Origin of the sequence: Flavobacterium sp., assembly GCF_039932285.1 — a bacterium.
In the GTDB taxonomy this organism is placed as follows: domain Bacteria; phylum Bacteroidota; class Bacteroidia; order Flavobacteriales; family Flavobacteriaceae; genus Flavobacterium.
The window spans coordinates 40648-59140 of sequence record NZ_JBDTQE010000007.1; the positions used below are offsets into that span (position 1 = coordinate 40648).

Genomic DNA, 18493 nt, shown 5'->3' on the forward strand with positions numbered 1-18493 from the left:
TTTAGATGTGATAAAAAAAATACAATTCCAATTAAATATACAATATTAAGAAACAACTGTTAACAGTCATTTATCTTTTTTTATAGAAAAATGTACTTGTTGATTCTTTTTCATTTTCAAAAACAACCATTAAGAGATATCCGTTGTCTAAATAGGTTAAACGAGATTGAGATTCAACTTTAGTACTTCCCATATTATAAAATTCCTTTATAATACCAGTCTTTTTATTAAAAATGAATGTTCCATTATCTTGATAGTCTCCTTGATAATTTGTGTATGTTCCTTCTTTTCTATATGTTAAAGAAGGAGTATAGTATTTATACTTTTTCACTTCTTTGTTTAATGTGTCGATTTTTGTTAAAATTCCCTCATAGCTATTTACATATAACCACTCATCACATAATTTTTCTAATGAAAAATTTGTTTTGGAATTTTCAATTTTAGTGCTATTACAACTTGAAAATAATATAAAAGCCAAAACTAAAAGTAAATATTTTTTCATAGGGATTTTTAAATGGCTTATAAGATTCAAATTACCTTCTAATTCAATGCAAATGGAGCATTTAATCTAAAAGCTGGAACAATTACTTTGAATGATTTTGTGGTGGTAAAATTAATCATTTCAAAATGTCCTTTCATCGTGCCAAATGGTGCGCAAAGCAAACAACCTGAACTATAAGTATGGGTTTCGCCTGGTTTTAACACGGGTTTTTTGCCTATTACGCCTTCGCCATCTACAATTTCTAGATAGTTTAGAGCATCGTATATTTCCCAGTGTCTGGTTGTGAGTTGTACAGAGTCTTTGCTGTGATTTTCTATGGTAATATTATAGCTGAATGCAAAATGCATTTTGTTGTTTTTGAAGTAAGTGCCTTCAAAAGTCGTTAAGACCGAAATCTTGATACCTCTTGTGATTTGGATTACCATAACTGTTTATCTACTTGTACAAAGTTATAAATTTTATAAAAGCAAATGTATTATTGAGGTGTTAATTTTTTAGTTGGTAATATTAACAGAATTTGCATTGCCTTTGCCAATAACTCGGTCATATAAATCTCCGTTTTGACGATAATAAACAATAGCTGTATATTGATTTTCGGTTTCGTAAAAATTCCCGTCGATCGCATCTTTGTCGGAAATGTTATTTTGAGAATCTAAAACGGTATAATTGTAATTTGTGAATCCTTGTTTTATTAGAATTGCTTTTTCAAAAATACCTTTTTCCGCATTATAATCCATTTTGTTTTCGGCAGAAAGGATATTGTTGTTAAACATTCCTGTTACATAAATGTTTGTGCTTGCATTGGCATCAGCCGCAAAAAGAGAGAAATATATCCATGAATAATCGGCTTCCACCTCGTTATTTTGAGCGGTTAGATTTCGGAGTTTAAAATTTCCGTTTACATCAGGATAAAAAGTATAGGGTTTGTATTTTCTAGCGCTGTCTGTATACAAATGAGAATTGTACAAACCGCTATTAGAATCAACTCTGGCTATTGTGTTTGTTGCAGCACGAATTTCTTTGTTGTCGAAATATAAATATTCATTTCCTGCAAAAAACTGTGTTTCTTTATCGTATTTAAAAATCAAATCATTGCCAATGGTATATTGTGGTTTTACGTTGACAATGGCATTGTCCCATTTTCCGTTTTGTAATAAAATAACTTTGACGTTTTGAACTGGATTTTGAAACAGAATTTGATTCGATTTGATACTGAATTCAACATTGTGTTTGTATTTATTGTCTGCAACATTTCGTGCTCTTTTTATTTGCATTGGTACATCGACAATATCTTCGTAAAGAATAAATTTTTTAGTAAATACAAGTTCTCTATTGCTGTTAAAGATAGAAACGAGATAATTTCCGCTTTTTGTTATTTGGGTGTAATTGTTAGGGAAATTTAGTCTGTAATGAGAATAAATTTGTAATGTGTTGAACGAATTTTCGTAATCTTGAATTCTCTGATTATCGGTTCCGTTTATATATTCGTTTTTAGTTAATAGGGTTGGAGTCCAGTTGTAATTGTATTGTGTGATGGTGTAATAATAATCTTCTTCGGTGCCAAATAAATCATCGAAACTCAGTTGGAATTGTTCGCCTAATCTAAAAACTGGAATAACATTATTGGTGCTTTGTGTGAAAGTAACCGTTTTTATATTAAATGGAGGAAATGTTTCAGAAATTGTTTGACCAACTACTGAACCTACAAAAAATATTGTTATAAAAAAGAAAAACACTCTTTTTGCCATGATTTTAATTTCAACAGAAGTAAATATATGATTTTTAGAACGAATATTGTGCTAGTTTATTATTTTTTGAAACAAACAGGAATAATTTCGCCTTTTGCTAAACAATATTTCTCTACCAATTCGGGCGCAATTTTGTTTGTATAATCTTCTTCGATAACTGTAAAACCAATACTTCTTAATTTTTCAAAATAATCTCGACCATAAATGCGAACGTGGTCGTATTGTCCGAAAATTTTGGCACGTTCTTTTTGGTCGATAATCGTATCGTCAGAAAAAGTGGTTGCTCTAGATAAATCTTGCGGAATTTGAAGAATTGCCATTCCGCCTGGTTTAAGCACTCGAAATAATTCTTGCATTGCTTTCGTATCGTCAGGAATATGTTCTAGAACATGATTACACAAAATGATATCGTATTGATTATCATCAAAAGGTAAATTGCAAATATCTGCTTTTACATCTGCCAAAGGCGAAAACAAATCGGTTGTGGTGTATTCTAGATTTTTTTGATTTCGAAATAATTTGTAAAATGCTTGTTCTGGCGCAAAATGCAGTACTTTTTTCTTTTCTTTTGAGGTGAAAAAATCAGTTTCATTTTTGAGATATAACCATAATAAGCGATGTCTTTCTAATGAAAGCGTACTTGGTGATAATACGTTATTTCTTTGTGATCCGTAACCGTAAGGCAAGAACATTCTGAAGCTTTTTCCATCTATTGGATCGGTAAATTTGCTTCCTTTTAGAAGTAATGCTAAAACAGGACGAGCCACGTAACTCAATCTGATTAAGATAGGTCGTGGGATTGTATTGAGGATTAGTTTGAATAGTTTTTTCATAGGTTTTCACGAAGATTCACAAAGAAAACACAGAGGTTCGCTAAGTTTTTTTATTCCTTAATTAATGAAGTGTTGATAAATCTTTTTATGCTATTTTTTAAAATTATACTATTGTAATTCATTAGGAGGCCAAGTGGATATTTTCCTGATTTTAAATAAGTTAAAATCTGCGCAAAGTGAACAGAAGTGTAATTATCAACTGTTTTTAATTCTATAACCAATTTATCTTCAATTAATAGATCTATTCTGTAACCTTGATTTATTTCAATTTCTTTATAAACTATAGGTAATGCTTTTTCTTTTTCGACTTTCAACCCTGCTTTTATAATTTCATAAAACAAACATTCTTGGTAAGCAGACTCCAATAATCCAGGGCCAAGTTGTCTGTGAACTTCTATTGAAAGACCAATTATTTTATATGATAATGCTTGAATTTCGGGAGATATTTTTTCAAAATCTCCTTGCATATTTGAAATCTTTGTGTCTTCTTCGTGCATCTTTGTGAAATTTTATTTTGAAATAATTCTCTTTAAATTACCAACGGCACTTTTCTAAATTCATTTTCCTCATTACTTACAATTCCTAAAGCTTTGTAAACGTATGCGAAAGTTGAAAGCAATTCTGGTTTCCCATCAATAAGCGCAACATCATGTTCGAAGTGAGCAGAAGGTTTTCCGTCGGCAGTAGTTATTGTCCAGCCGTCTTTGTGTTGTTTGATATTTTTAGTTCCTAGATTTATCATAGGCTCGATAGCAACGACCATGCCTTCTATAAATAATTTTCCACGACCTCGTTTTCCGTAATTTGGCATTTCTGGATCTTCATGCATTTTTTGACCCAAACCATGACCTACTAGTTCACGAACGACTCCATAACCATGAGATTCGGTATATTTTTGAATGGCATTTCCAACATCTTCCACTCTGTTTCCAGCTTTGAATTCTCTTATTCCTATGTATAAGGATTCTTTAGTAACTTGTAATAATTTTTTGGTTTCTGGAGCGACTTCACCAATCTCGAAAGAATAAGCGTGATCGCCATGATAACCATTTTTGAAAGCACCACAATCGACCGAAATCACATCACCACTTTGCAAAGGGATATTGTTTGGAATTCCGTGTACCACTTGCGAATTTGGACTCATACAAAGTGAGTTTGGAAAACCATATAATCCCAAGAAACTTGGAACGGCTCCATGATCTCTAATAAATTCTTCTGCTAGTTTGTCTAAATGTAAAGTAGTTATACCTTCTTTTATTTCAGAAGCAATCATTCCTAATGTTTTAGATACGATTAGTGCACTTTCGCGCATTAACTCTATTTCTTCACGACTCTTTTGGATAATCATTTTATGAATTTTAAGATTGCAAAAGTAACGATTTTTTTATATCTTTTTTAATTAGGATTTGCTATGATTTTGAATAGTTCGGCATGGGAAACGAAGTACCTGTTTTCGAGTGTTATTTCGGATAATTGTGCGCTAACTAAGTTGTTTTCTCTTGTGTTTATTAAGAAAACAGAACTTTCCCCGAATGAAAATAATCTCTCTTCTGAATTGAGCATCTGAATATGATCTTTTACTAAACTATGAATGATTTTTTTTTGACTTTTTATAGATTGAATTTCTGTTTTATAGCCAGTTATTTTATTTTCCAATTGTACTTTTTCTAAATTTAACGAATATTGAGCATCTTGTAGTTTCAATTGAGCTAGTTTTAAACTACCACGTTCTTTACGAAGAAACAAAGGATAATAAAAATTTACGCCAACTTTATAATTGTTAAATTGATAACTATCGAAATATTTAGGTTCAGATAAATAACTGTAACTAATATCTATTTTTGGAAGAAGCATGTTTGCTTTGAGTTTTTTATCAATAGTTAATATTTCAATTTTATTTTGTAGCGCATTTATTTTTGGGTGATTGTCTAATGTTTTTTCAGAAGCTATAGGTTGATTTGTGTTTAAGGTTTCTTCTATTGTTGTATCGAGTATTTCTTCTGGAGTTAAATCTTCTTTTATCTCGACTGGAGTATTGTTTTCTAGCCAAAGAAATGTAGAAAGTTCTAGTTTTGCTTTTGCAAGTTTTAATTGTGAATCCAAAAGATTTAGAGTTCTGTTTTTTACAATAATACTAGCTTCAATACTGTCAATGGCTGGTTTATCGCCCAGTTCAATTAATTTTTTTAGAGCTATGTACCTTAAATTAGCCTGTTTGTTATATTTTTCATATAATTTAACTTCTGTAAAGTTTTTTTTCCAACTAAAATAAGTCAACGAAGCATCGTATAAAACGGTTATGGCTTGTAATTTTATTTCAGATTGACTCAAATTGTATTGAATTTTAGCTTTCTTCAAATCGGCCATTCGTTGGTTAATAAAAAGACCTTGTCCTAATGGAACTGAAATTCCAATGGCAGTTAATGCTTGATTTGATGTTGAGTTTTCAGGATTTAAATACAAACCGTCATTGCTGTCTAAACCCGCTTTAATTTCTATTCCATACCAAGTGGGGATTTTAAAACTTCCATTTAATTTAGAGTAGTAGTCTTTGTTTTTAAATTGTTTTTCTGAAAGATCTACTTCAAATTTTGGGTCAAACGCACCTCTGGCCATCATCAAATTTGCTTGAGCCATGTTTAATTCTAGATTTGCTTTCTTGACCAAAGGATGAAATTTTTTCACATAACCTAAAAACTCATTGTATGATAATTCATTTAAATTTTTGTCTTGTGCAAATGTAATTCCAAAGGTAAATAGTAAGAATAAAAGGGAGTAGGTTCTCATTTTTTATTTTTTTCTTTGTTATCTTTTTTAATGCTTTGCTTGTAGTAATTGGGAGGAAATCCGTTTAATGTTCTCCAGATTTCAAACCAGACTGGGACATTGTTTAATAGTGCCATGGTTTGAGCACCTGATCCAATACTTAATTGTTTTGGCCATTTTGCCTCATTATCATCTGGAGCAATAAGGACGCGGTATTTCCCGTTTTCACTAATAAAATTTTCTATAGCAATTATTTCACCACCAAAAGTGCCATATGACATATCAGGCCATCCAGAGAAAACAATAGTTGGCCAGCCATCAAACCAAACTCTTATTTTTTCGCCTTTAGAAATTAAAGGTAAATCGATTGGAGAAACATAGGTTTCTACAGCGATTTCGTAATTGGCAGGCATGATACTAACTATTGAAGTTCCTTCTTTTATAGTTTCTCCAATACCTGATTGTAGTGATCTATTTATATAACCACTTTGAGGTGCTTTGATGTAATACATGCCATTTCTAATGCTGTAATTTACATATTGATTTTGTAATTTATTTACTTGCGCTTCGGTATCGTATTGATTACTTAGAGCTGTAAATTTATCACTTCTAGCTTTTGCTGACTTTTCGGAATATTCGGCTAAAATTCGATTGATTTCGACTTTAGTATTAATATATTCGTTTTTACTTGTTAAAAATTTATTCTCTTGTGTAATAATTTTTGCTTCTACTTCTTGTTGTTTTAATCTTTTTTCCTCGACATCGGTAAGAGGTTTTAAACCTTCTTTATTTAATTGTGAAGATCTGATAAATTGTGTATTTGCAATTTTTAATTGTGTTTTTACAGCTTCTAGATCCATACTGTCGCTTTTTATTTTTAGTAGGGATTGTTTGATTTTATTTTTTGCTTGCTCTAGTTTTAGTGATTTTTCGTTTTCAATAGCATTAATTTGAGATGCTAATGAAGATACTTTTCCATCATAAGATTCTAACGACATTTTTTTCGCTTCGACTTGATTTTTAGTATTCTCTACTAGATTAGGATCAAAATAATCTTCTTTTATCTCAGAAATAAATAAGATTGTATCTCCTTTTTTTACAAAATCGCCTTCTTTTATATACCATTTTTCAATTCTTCCAGCAATTGCAGACTGTATAGTTTGAGGTCTTTGATTTGGCTTTAAGGTTGTTACAAAACCGCTACCAGAAATGTTTTGTGTCCATGGAAGAAATAAAATGATAACCCCTAAAACCGATACAAAAAGTATAATTTTATTTAAAATTTTATAATGAGGTCTATCTCTTAAGTTTTGTATGGTTCTAAATTTTTGAATCGATTTTTGATCAATTTTAGATTTGATATTGTTGGAAAGATTTAGCATATCTATTATTTTTTTGAATCATTAAAAATTTCACCATTTTTCATAGTAATTATTCTTGTTGCATTATTTAACCAATAACTATTTTTAGAAGAAACTATTACAGTCCAATCGTTTTTATCAGATAAAAGGAAATCAATTATTTCATTTGCTATAGGCTCATCCATTAAATCTGTGGCATCTTCAAAAATTAAAATCCGAGGTTTTTTAATGATATTTCTTGCTAATATTATTTTTTGGGCATTTGATGAAGAGAGTTGTTTTCCTTCGGGATGTATTTTAGTATCCAATCCTTTTGGTAAAGTTTTAATATATGAAGTCAATTTTACAGCATCTAAAGCCCATTTTAAATTTTCATTTGTAAAAGTGTTATCATTGTAAGTTATATTTTCTAAGATTGTTCCTTCAAATGGAGTTTCTCCATGAGTAATTTTTCCTATTTGACTTCGATATTGGTTTAGGTTTATTTTTCTGAATGTATTGTCATTAACAATAAAAGAACCAGAAGTTTGATTAATTGTGCTCGATAGTATTCTCATTAGTGTTGATTTTCCAGATCCGTTTTCACCAATTAATACTATTTTTTCTCCTTGTTCTACTTTTAAGTTTATAGAACTTAAAATATCATTTAGTGAGTCTGGGAATCTAAAACAAAGTTTTTCGGTTTCTATAGAAATATTCGAATAATTAGATGCGTTTTCTTCTACATCATCACTATCCTCAATGTTCATGTCAGTAACTTGTCCAATTTTTTCGACAGCAGTTAGCACATCATAAAAAGTTTCTAAACCAACTATTATTTTCTCAACCGAATTAATAACAAGTAAAATAATAATTTCTGCAGCAACGAATTGTCCAATGTTCATTTGTTGGTTTAAAACTAAATATCCTCCAATTAGTAATAAACTTAATGTGATGACAACTTTAAAAATAATTAATTGACTAAATTGTCTTTTTATAATATTAAAATGTTTTTCTCTATATGTTAGATAATCACTCACTAAATTATCATTTTTTTGAAGTGAAAAATTAAAAGCTAAGTTGTTTTTGAAACTAGTATTATTTCTTGCTATTTCTTGAAGCCAACCCGCTACTTTATACTTAAATTTTGATTCTTTCAAGCTTGTTTCTAATCCAGAGTTGTATGAAAATTTAAAAATTATATATAAAAGAATCATTAATAATAAACCAAAAACTATAAAAAAAGGATGGTATATAGACAAGAGTATGATGCCAAAAAATATTTGTAATAATGCCGCGGAAAAGTCAACTAATAATTTAGAAGTTCCTTTTTGTATGGTTAATGTATCAAAAAAACGATTAGCTAATTCCGGTGGATAAACATTATACATTTCTTCAAAATTGATTTTTGGTAACCGATACGCAAACTCAAATGAGGAACGAACAAAAAGTTTTTGCTGTAAATTTTCGGTAATTCGAAGTTGCATTAACGATAGTATGCCCACTAATGCAACACCAATTACAACAAGAATAATTAGAATAATCCATGACACACTAACTCTTCCAGATTGTAAAAAGTTAATTATGGCTTGGATTCCCAACGGTAAGGATAGACTTATTAATCCTGCAAAAATGGCATAAAAGAATACCTGGTAAATATCTTTTTTGTCTAATGACAAAAGGTTGTAAAATCTTTTTAGTGGAGACATATTTTTACTTTTTAAACATTGATGATATAAGATTTAAATAAAAGTCAGTGGGCGTAATCTCCTGATTACAATTAGTTATTGTTTTAAGATGATCTCTCAAGAAATGTTGATGTAATGAACCTTCAACTATTGTAGATGCTAAAGATTTTGCAAAGGGATAGTTAGAATCTACTTGATCAATTATACTTACAATTCTATTGATGACTCGTTTGTATACTAGGAAAAAACCTTCTTTGTTCTCTTCGTCGATTTCTTTGGTTAGTAACGTTTTAGTAAATTCACAAATTATTATTTTATTTAATATCGATTCGTTTATATGCTCTGTAGTACGATCATCGATAATCTTTTCTGTAACAATCGTAATAGCAATTTTTAATTTTTCAAATGCGTTTTCTATGTTGTTTGTAGATAAGACCATTCGGTATTCTATCCAACTCCAATACCAAGATGATAGATACAATAAAAGCATGTGTTTGTTTTCAAAATATCGGTAAATGGAACTTTCATTAGAACCTATTTTTTCGCCTAGTTTTTTAAAAGTAAAATCATCAAAACCGATTTCATCGATAAGGATAATGCTGTGTTCAATTATTTTTTTTCCTAAAATTGATGTTTCAGGATCTTTTTGATACAGTTTTTCGTTTATTTGAATTTTTATATTTGAAAGTATACTATTCATAATTGATATATATTTATGCAAATATAATAGTAATACTGTTAATAATGAGATTTTAACTTTTATTTATATGTTTTTGTTTTATCAGATGAGTTTTGTCATATTTAGAGTAACTTTATAATCCTAAGTTTATACCAAAATGTAATTATTATGAATAAATATGTTTCAGCTATAGAGGCTGTAAAAATTATAAAATCTAATGATAGAATCTATGTTCAGGCTGCAGCAGCAACACCAACTATACTAACCAAAGCACTGACCGAAAGAGCTTCTGAACTAAGAAATGTTGAAATCTGTCATTTGCATACAGAAGGGGAAGCCGCTTATGCAAATCCTGAATTGTCAGAAAGTTTTCATGTTAATTCTTTTTTTATTGGAAAAAATGTTAGACACACCTTAGCTGCGGGTAACGGATCATATACGCCAGTTTTTTTGAGCGAACTGCCTTATCTGTTTAGAAAAAAAGTAGTTCCGTTAGATGTTGTTTTTATTCATGTTTCGCCTCCGGATATTCATGGATATTGTTCTCTTGGGGTCTCTGTAGAAGCAACATTAGCAGCTATTGAAAATGCAAAAACTGTGGTTGCTCAGGTTAATTCAAAAATGCCAAGAACTTTTGGTGATGGAATTCTTCATGTATCTGAAATAGATTATTTAGTTGAAGTTGACACGCCAATATATGGACATGAAATGGATGCTATTTCTCCTATTGAGGATAAAATAGGAACCTATATTGCCTCACTTATTGAAGACAAAAGTACTTTGCAAATGGGAATTGGATCTATTCCAAATGCGGCTTTAACTAAATTAACGAATCATAAAAATCTTGGATTGCATACTGAAATGTTTTCTGATGGCGTTATAGATTTAATCGAAAAAGATGTGATTAATTGCAATTATAAAGGGATTTGTCGAGGAAGGACTTTGGCTACATTTCTTATTGGTTCTCAACGATTATATGATTTTGTAAATGACAATCCTTTTGTTGAAATGAGAGAGTCATCTTATGTAAATGACACTTCAAAAATTAGGAAAAATCCAAAAATGGTAGCGATTAATTCGGCTATTGAAGTTGATGTTACAGGTCAGGTTTGTGCCGATTCTATTGGTGCGAGAATGTATTCTGGTGTGGGCGGACAAATGGATTTTATTCGGGGAGCATCTTTAAGTGATGGAGGAAAAGCAATTATTGCATTGCCCTCAATTACTAAAAAGGGTGATAGTAGAATTGTTCCGTATTTAAAACAAGGAGCTGGTGTAGTAACTACTCGATCTCATGTTCATTATGTAATTACCGAAAACGGAATTGCAGATTTATATGGAAAAACATTAATTCAACGCGTTTCTCAAATGGTTAAAATTGCACATCCGAATCATCAGGAATGGATTGAAAAAGCCTACTTTGAAATGATTAACGGTAAATTTTAACATACAATATGTCACTAAATAAAAAAATGATGAAACTTTTCAGTTTCATCATTTTTTGTAAATTATAATAAAGATTTTCGTGTCATAACCTCTGGTTTTTCGATTCCCATTAGATCTAAAATAGTGGGAGCAATATCTCCAAGAACACCATCATGAATTGTTTTTAAATCTTTATCAACTAAAATAATAGGAACAGGATTTGTTGTGTGTGCTGTGTTTGGTGTGCCATCAGGGTTTATCATGGTTTCACAATTTCCGTGATCGGCAATTACGATGGTAGTGTAATTGTTTGCTAATGCTGATGTAATTACTTTTTCGACACATTTGTCAACAGCTTCGCATGCTTTTATAGCTGCAGCCATAATTCCTGTGTGACCTACCATATCGCCATTTGCAAAATTAAGACATACAAAATCTACTTCCTTTTTTTCTAATTCTGGTATTAAAGCATCAGCAAGTTCGAAAGCGCTCATTTCTGGTTGCAAATCGTATGTGGCTACTTTTGGAGAATTTTTTAAGATGCGACTTTCTCCAACAAAAGGTTGTTCTCGTCCGCCAGAAAAGAAAAAAGTTACGTGCGGGTATTTTTCGGTTTCAGCAATTCGGATTTGTTTTTTACCCGCTTTTTCTAGAACTTCTCCTAGTGTCTCGGTTATATTGTCTTTGTTGTAAACAATGTTTACATTTTTATAAGTTTCGTCATAGTTTGTGAGCGTAACATAGTACAAATTGAGTTTGTGCATGTTTTGTTCGTGAAAATCTTGTTGTGATAAGGCTTCGGTAAGTTCTCTTCCTCTATCTGTTCGGAAATTAAAGAAAATAACAACATCGTCATCTTGTATTGTTGCAATAGGATTATCATTGTTATCGACCATGATTATTGGAGCAACAAATTCATCTGTAATGTTTTTGTGATAACTGTCTAATATTGATAAAACAGCATCTTTAGAATGATTTCCTTTTCCATTAACCAATAATTCATAGGCTAATTTTATTCTTTCCCAACGGTTGTCACGATCCATTGCATAATAACGACCTATAACTGATGCTAATTTTGCAGGAGTATTGTATATGTAATTTCCAATTTCTTCTAGATATTTCGCTCCAGATTTTGGATCTACGTCTCGACCATCGGTAAAGGCATGAATAAATATTTTTTCTAATCCAAAATCTTGTGCGGCATCTAATAATCCTCGTAAATGAGAAGTATGAGAATGTACGCCACCATCTGAAAGTAGTCCTAAAAAATGTACTGGTTTGTTATTTTCTTTTGCATGCTGAAAAGCATCGATTAAGACTTGTTCTTTACTTAGGGTATGATTAGCAACAGCTAAATTTATTTTTGCTAAATCTTGATATACAATTCGTCCTGCACCAAGATTCATGTGCCCCACTTCGGAATTTCCCATTTGCCCTTCGGGAAGTCCTACGTTTAGTCCGTAGGTTCGCAGTTGTGCACTGGGATAATTCTTGTAAAGCGAATTTATAAACGGAATATTGGCATTGTCTATTGCGGATACTTTTGGGTCTGGAGATTTTCCCCAGCCATCGAGAATCATTAGGATTACTTTTTTGTTCATTTTTTGAGATTTAACTACAAAGTTCGCTAAGAATTAATAAAGCTTATACAGTTTGATATTGATTTCAATTTTTTAGCCCTGATGGTAATGACATCCTTTTTCTTGCTTCTTTAGCAAGGAAAAGATATAGTGTACAGCAGGAATAGCTACAAATTTAACGAATTATATCCAGCTTTTTGCTCTATTGTAATCTAAAAAGTATCGTAAACTAATTGAAAAAGTATGTTGCAGTTTGTCTCCAAATAAGGAGTTGAAATTGTGAGATACGTTTTTATCTATATTCTGAATTTCTGAAAGACTATTTAAAGATGTGTTGCGATATAACATGTTAAGTTGGCTTCCTGGGGATATCCACCACGAGTAAGAGCAGTCTATATTCCAAGTGTTGAAATCCTGATTTAGAGAATTAGTGTAATCACTGTCAATTAGGGTTCCATTTGTTTGTAGCGAAAGAAATTTGTCGTTTTGTACATAAGACCAGTAGTATCTAGAGTTGATATTGATGGTCATTTTGTTATTTAAAGCATATTTAGTAGACAATGCTAGTGTAGATGAATTTACGTCTCTTTGGGCATAAATAATATTGTCTCCTTGATAATCTACCAATCCTCTGTCGCTGTTTTGTTTGCCAAAATTATAGTTTAGTATAAAAGATATTTTATTGTTTAGACGATATCTTGGGCCAAAACTTATCCCGTATTCTATGCGATCTCCTTCAAAATATTCTGTAAAATAGGGTTCTATATCTACTGCAAATTTTTTATTGTAATTTGATGAATAATAAACCCAAGCGCCATAATTTTTAGGAATTGTAACAAATCGTCCTTCTGCTCCTGGTGAGTAAAAATCATAGGTATTTATGGGTTTTGAATTGAATCCAACTCCAAATCCATTGTTCTTTTTTGTAGTAAAATGGTAGTTTGTATTTAAGTTTAATCCTTGTAATTTACCAGTTATATTTTCGTACTCAGTATATACATTCCAGTTTAGCCTAAATGCGTTTAAATTTTCTGATGGTTTTAGCATTCGGTAGTTAATATTTCCCGATACGCTACTGTAATTTGTTATGAAATTTATTCCTAAATCATTGTTGTCATATTCTTTAGATACATATTTAGCGCCAACATTAAAGCGTATTTTTCCGCTAGTCTCTGCGAAATTTAAGGAGGTATTATAGCCTTTTCTGTCGTCTAAATTTTTGTATTCGTTTACATTACTATACTTGAAATCTCCTGAAAGATTAAATGTATTTTTTGTAGTATTTAAATCCCATACTAAAGCAGTTACATTCGCATCTCTAAATTCCCCATCTCGAGTTACATTCGTATTTACTAATGAAACTGATGAGTTTTTATTAAAGCGTTGGTCTAATGTTAGAATACTAAAATTAGTTATGGGTTCGATGATGACTTTTCGTTTAGTTTGAGAAATCGTGTCTAAAAGTGTCGCCTCAGTTTTTTGAGTAATTGCATTTAAAAAACCAATACCTAGTCCTCCTTTTGTACGCCCAGAAATTTTTAGCGCATTTAGTAAGTTTACTTTTGAGGGGTATTCTTCTATAATTTCATTAGTTTCTTTTTCTTGGTTTAACCCACCTCGCCTTAATGATGGTCTTCCACCAATTCTTCTCGAATAAAATAAATCTCCTTTACTAAACAAATCTGTACCTTCTGTAAAGAAAGGTCTATTTTCGTTAAACTGTTGTTCAAACGGACCAAGATTTAAAATTTGATTGTCTAAAGCTGTTTGACCAAAGTCTGGTACTAGGATTGCATCGAGTGTAAAGGCATCGTTTATTCCGTATTTTATATCTAAACCACCTTTTAGTTCTGTTTTTGTCCCATTTTTTTTGTCATTACTAACGTAAATAGATGCGTATGGGAAAAAGAATAACCTAGTTGGTGTTTTTATGTTTTCTATACCATGTAATTCTCCTGCTTGTTGTTCGAAGGATCCTTTTTTGTTATCAATATGTGTCCAGGTATATAATTGTCTGTCACGACGAATTTGTCTTAGAAAATTAATTCCCCAAGTTTGGACACTTTCTTTTGAAAAACGAAGTGCCGAATAAGGAATTCTCATCTCAACAATCCATCCTTTGTCAGTTATTTTAGTTTTGCTTTCCCAAATAGCATCCCAAGAAAAATCTTCGCCAGTTTGTGAGTTAGAATTACAATCTAATTGTACGCCTGCTGCTGTTACATAAAAACGAAATTCCTGCTGACCATCGTTATAGCCGTTTATGCTTACGCCAAAAAAATCAGATGAGCCGTCATTATCACGCTGTGTGATTTCTTTCATGATTTTGTTTGGTTCGTTGTCGTATAACATTGCACCTATATATATAGCCTCGTTATCGTAAACTATTTTGACATCACTTTTTTTATTTTGAGCAATTGGCTTCCCATTATCTGGTTCAAACATAACAAAGTTAGTTGCAATTTCGGCCTTTTGCCAGATAGATTCATCTAGCTCTCCATCTATCAAAACTTTTTCGTCTGATGGTATTGTATTAAGTTTCTTTTTTTCTGAAGTTAAAGAATTGGACTGTTTTTCTGTGTCGGAAATAGAATTGTTTTGTGAGTAGAGATTTTTATTAAACAATAATGCTAATATGATGATTAGTCTGTAAGCCATAATTTTTGATTTTTTGATGATGCCGACAAATTTATAAATATTCTTAGTGAGCGCTTGTTATTTATGATTTGTTTAACTAAAATACTAAATACAAAAAATCGACGAAATGTTAAATTTTACCGATTAAGAACAAAAAAATTTGGTTGCTAATATTTTTTATTACATATTTGCCATGTACAAACAACAACACAATTAATACATTATCAATGACTTATAGAATTTTGCCCCTTCTTTTAGTGTTTTTCATGTCTTTTGCCCCAAAAAGTACTACAAACACGGATCCAAAATTACTTGCTAGTGCAACAGCAAATAACATTTCGGCTAGGATTGAAATTATTTATCATTCTCTAGATTCTAATCACTTTGCATTGCCACAAATTACTTGCTTCAAAAAAGCAATGGAAGGTTTTTATGCGTTAAAAGAAAAAGGACTTGTTCAAAAAGATATTTTGACAGTGATTGATTTTAGTTTGTCATCTACAAAGAAAAGACTTTGGGTTATTGATTTGTCTAATAATACAATATTATATAATACAGTAGTATCTCATGGCATGAATTCTGGCGGAGAGTATGCTAATAGTTTTTCAAATTCTGCTAGTTCTAACAAGAGTAGTTTAGGCTTTTATACAACTGGAGAAACTTACAACGGAAAACACGGATTGTCATTGAAACTTGACGGACAAGAAAAAGGAATAAACAGTAATGCTCGTTCTAGAGCTGTTGTTATTCATGGTGCTAGTTATGCTAATCCGTCAATACTAAAATCGCAAGGTTATTTAGGAAGAAGTCAGGGCTGTCCAGCAATTCCGGAAGCTTTAAAAACTCAAATTATTAAAACTATCAAAGATAAATCTTGTATATTTATTTATCATCCAAGCAGAAGTTACGAAATCACATCTAAATTAATTTCTTAGTTTACTATACAAATCAGAATCTAGAGAATAAATATCTTCTCTAAACTCTAATGATCCTCTTTCTGACCATGCGGTCCAGTATAGTTGGTGAATAAGAATATCATCAGAAATTTTTACTACTATTGTTTTTAGCTCTGGTTTTGGATATACTTTTTCAGGAATAACTAATAGGGGGTTTTTTGCTAAGAGTTTTGCGTTTTTTATTGCAATTCTCTTTTCTTTTAGTTTTTGAAGTTTGTTATAATAATTAATATCGGTAGTGTCTTGTATGGTTTTTAAATCCCATTTTTCCGGATTATTTATCAGATAAGCAGCCATTTCTAGTGGTTTTTCTAGTCTTACACAGCCTGAGCTTAAAGATCTGTAAGTAAAAGTAAAAAAATTCCGATGATTAGTGTCGTGTAGGTAAACAGAAAATTTGTTTGGAAAATTTATTTTCATGAGTCCTAATGAACTGTTTCTCCCAGGATTTTGAACGTATTTGTATTTCTTGGCATCTTCCATTTTCCAATCCCATGGATTAACTTCATTGTTTTTGTTGTCTATAATTGTGAGTCCTTTTCTCTTAAAAACTCCTTTGTCTTTTATAGCATCTGGATAAATATCTTCTTTGAGAATAGTTGGCGGAACGGTCCAGTTTGGGTTTAAATTGATGTTAGTGACTTTCGATTCTAAAATGGGTGTTTGTCTCGTGTCTTTTCCTACAACCACTCTTTGTTTTTGCATGGTGTCATTGTCCTTAATAGCAAGTAAAGTGTAATCTGGAATATTTATTAAAAGATAGTTTTTACCAAAATCGCTCGCATACCATCGCCAACGTTCTAAATTTGCAATAATTTGTTCGATTCGTTGGTCTTTAGTAAAGTTTAACGCTAAAATAGTTCCTTTTCCTATCAATCCATCAGGGTTTAACCCATGTCGTGATTGAAATGCCATTACGGCGTTTTGTGTTTCTTTGTCATAAATATTTGTCAATGTATCAGCTTGTTTCATATCATGCCAATAGATTAATCGTTGCTTTATGGTTTTTATAAGTTTGTGTGTTTTATTAAAAATAATTTTATCTTTTGGTTTCAATACTATAAATGGAACTGAATCTTTAGGAAAAGTATTTAATAATCGCAAAGCTTCTTTTAAGTTTTTGTAAATGATATGTTTGGGTTTTAGCTCTTCAAATTTTGATGTAAAAGATTTATTTTCAATAGCTTCAAAAAGCACGGTATTTATATCGATAGTTTTTTCTTTCAAATCCCAATCATGGTATATTATCTTAGGATCTATTTTTCCTTTATATATATGGGAAAGATATTTTTGAATGCTTTGTGTGAGTAACAAATCAAATTCAACCAATTTTGTGTCGTCTAAAAGATCATAATTGTTGTTTAAGATGTTTAGTATATCATAATTATAATCATTAGGAAGCAATCCTTCCGATGTTGCATTCTTAAATTCGTCTAAAATAACAGTTCTATTGTCCTGAGAAGTCCAAACAGTTTCGTAGTCATAATTTTTATAAAAAGCGGTTAAATTCTCATTTTTATAACCACTTATTATTGTGGAATCTATCTTTACAGAAAAATTAAAGAAAGTAAAATTAATAAAAGAAGAATTATCCGCAGGTTTGTCGAGCGTATTCTTCTTGCAACAAATAAAAATTATAAGCGGAATAAGTAAGTAAAGTGGCTTCATTTAGTATTGTTATAAATTTTTAAACATTAAAAAATGAATTCCAACATCAGCAATCGGAAAAGGAAATCCATTTTTGGTGTAACCTAGTTTTTCGTAAAATGTGACGGCAGTTTCTCGGGCATTAAACCAGATTAAATTTGCATAGTTACTTGTCAAGTAACCTTCACAATGTTTAACCAATAGTTTGCCGCAACCACTTCCTTGAAATTCTTCCAAGATTGCCATTCCACGAATTTGATATTGATTTGGGAATTTAAAAATACTATTTTTATTTTTATAAACTGATACAACTCCAATAATATTTCCATTATCAAAATAGCCAAAGTGTTTTGTTTGTTCCAAATTATCACCATCAAAAAAACAAGTTTCAACTGGTTTTCCAGATCTTAATACCAAATTTCGTACCAAAAATGTCTCTTGAGTAGTAATTTCTTTAATCATATTCATTTTTTATATAATGGTTAAAACTTTAATAATAAATAGATTATGGGTGTTAATTTTTTTAATAAAAATAAAGCCATGCTTTTTTTGAAAAAAAATTTGCAACTAACAAAAAATATTAGTTATATTTGCACCGTTGTAATGCGAAAGTAGCTCAGTTGGTAGAGCTCCAGCCTTCCAAGCTGGTTGTCGCGAGTTCGAGCCTCGTCTTTCGCTCTTCAAAAAACCTC

General features: G+C 30.9%; 16 protein-coding genes and 1 tRNA gene. 3 read left to right on the forward strand and 14 right to left on the reverse strand.

The window, feature by feature from the left end:
• Window positions 1-70: 70 nt before the first annotated feature.
• The 10 genes from ABI549_RS02900 to ABI549_RS02945 form a co-directional block, all read right to left on the reverse strand.
• On the reverse strand, window positions 71-502 hold the full coding sequence (locus tag ABI549_RS02900; protein ID WP_348074952.1) for a hypothetical protein: 432 nt from the start codon (window positions 500-502) through the stop codon (window positions 71-73).
• 38 nt (window positions 503-540) lie between these two features.
• Window positions 541-927: a Co2+/Mg2+ efflux protein ApaG gene (gene apaG, locus ABI549_RS02905; protein WP_348074953.1), complete on the reverse strand. Its 387-nt coding sequence runs from the start codon at window positions 925-927 to the stop codon at window positions 541-543.
• 69 nt (window positions 928-996) lie between these two features.
• Complete coding sequence (locus ABI549_RS02910; RefSeq protein ID WP_348074954.1) at window positions 997-2250, reverse strand: DUF5103 domain-containing protein; 1254 nt, start codon at window positions 2248-2250, stop codon at window positions 997-999.
• Between the two features lie 59 nt (window positions 2251-2309).
• Window positions 2310-3083 carry a methyltransferase domain-containing protein gene (locus tag ABI549_RS02915; protein ID WP_348074955.1) on the reverse strand — a complete coding sequence of 258 codons (774 nt, stop codon included), beginning with the start codon at window positions 3081-3083 and terminating at the stop codon, window positions 2310-2312.
• A 50-nt stretch (window positions 3084-3133) separates the two neighbouring features.
• The gene (locus tag ABI549_RS02920) at window positions 3134-3580 is read right to left on the reverse strand and encodes a GxxExxY protein (RefSeq protein WP_348074956.1); all 447 of its coding nucleotides are present in this window, start codon (window positions 3578-3580) and stop codon (window positions 3134-3136) included.
• 32 nt (window positions 3581-3612) lie between these two features.
• Window positions 3613-4431 carry a type I methionyl aminopeptidase gene (gene map, locus ABI549_RS02925; RefSeq protein WP_348074957.1) on the reverse strand — a complete coding sequence of 273 codons (819 nt, stop codon included), beginning with the start codon at window positions 4429-4431 and terminating at the stop codon, window positions 3613-3615.
• A 47-nt stretch (window positions 4432-4478) separates the two neighbouring features.
• Window positions 4479-5870, reverse strand: coding sequence for a TolC family protein (locus ABI549_RS02930; protein WP_348074958.1), 1392 nt, complete (start codon window positions 5868-5870; stop codon window positions 4479-4481).
• Window positions 5867-7231 (reverse strand): biotin/lipoyl-binding protein, encoded by a 1365-nt coding sequence (locus tag ABI549_RS02935; protein WP_348074959.1) that lies wholly within the window; start codon window positions 7229-7231, stop codon window positions 5867-5869. Before ABI549_RS02935 ends, ABI549_RS02930 begins: the two co-directional genes overlap by 4 nt.
• Window positions 7232-7236: 5 nt before the next feature.
• Window positions 7237-8898, reverse strand: a complete 1662-nt coding sequence (locus ABI549_RS02940) for an ATP-binding cassette domain-containing protein (RefSeq protein ID WP_348074960.1) — start codon at window positions 8896-8898, stop codon at window positions 7237-7239.
• A 4-nt stretch (window positions 8899-8902) separates the two neighbouring features.
• Window positions 8903-9577: a TetR/AcrR family transcriptional regulator gene (locus tag ABI549_RS02945; RefSeq protein ID WP_348074961.1), complete on the reverse strand. Its 675-nt coding sequence runs from the start codon at window positions 9575-9577 to the stop codon at window positions 8903-8905.
• Between the two features lie 147 nt (window positions 9578-9724).
• Between ABI549_RS02945 and ABI549_RS02950 the strand changes: the two genes are divergently transcribed.
• A complete protein-coding gene (locus ABI549_RS02950) occupies window positions 9725-11002 on the forward strand; it encodes an acetyl-CoA hydrolase/transferase C-terminal domain-containing protein (protein WP_348074962.1) in 1278 nt (425 codons plus the stop codon).
• 62 nt (window positions 11003-11064) lie between these two features.
• Here ABI549_RS02950 and gpmI read toward each other — a convergent pair whose 3' ends face one another.
• Together gpmI and ABI549_RS02960 are read right to left on the reverse strand one after the other, a co-directional pair.
• A complete protein-coding gene (gene gpmI, locus ABI549_RS02955) occupies window positions 11065-12582 on the reverse strand; it encodes a 2,3-bisphosphoglycerate-independent phosphoglycerate mutase (RefSeq protein ID WP_348074963.1) in 1518 nt (505 codons plus the stop codon).
• A gap of 162 nt (window positions 12583-12744) precedes the next feature.
• A complete protein-coding gene (locus ABI549_RS02960; protein WP_348074964.1) occupies window positions 12745-15219 on the reverse strand; it encodes a DUF5916 domain-containing protein in 2475 nt (824 codons plus the stop codon).
• Window positions 15220-15425: 206 nt separating this feature from the next.
• Here ABI549_RS02960 and ABI549_RS02965 point away from each other — a divergent pair, with 206 nt between their 5' ends.
• Window positions 15426-16133 carry a murein L,D-transpeptidase catalytic domain family protein gene (locus ABI549_RS02965; protein ID WP_348074965.1) on the forward strand — a complete coding sequence of 236 codons (708 nt, stop codon included), beginning with the start codon at window positions 15426-15428 and terminating at the stop codon, window positions 16131-16133.
• On the opposite strand, the gene ABI549_RS02970 is transcribed toward ABI549_RS02965, so the two are convergent.
• Together ABI549_RS02970 and ABI549_RS02975 are read right to left on the reverse strand one after the other, a co-directional pair.
• Window positions 16122-17822 carry a L,D-transpeptidase family protein gene (locus ABI549_RS02970; protein WP_348074966.1) on the reverse strand — a complete coding sequence of 567 codons (1701 nt, stop codon included), beginning with the start codon at window positions 17820-17822 and terminating at the stop codon, window positions 16122-16124. The genes ABI549_RS02965 and ABI549_RS02970 overlap by 12 nt on opposite strands.
• Window positions 17823-17831: 9 nt before the next feature.
• Window positions 17832-18269, reverse strand: a complete 438-nt coding sequence (locus ABI549_RS02975) for a GNAT family N-acetyltransferase (RefSeq protein WP_348074967.1) — start codon at window positions 18267-18269, stop codon at window positions 17832-17834.
• Window positions 18270-18406: 137 nt separating this feature from the next.
• Between ABI549_RS02975 and ABI549_RS02980 the strand changes: the two genes are divergently transcribed.
• Window positions 18407-18479: transfer RNA gene (locus tag ABI549_RS02980), tRNA-Gly, on the forward strand.
• Window positions 18480-18493: the final 14 nt, after the last annotated feature.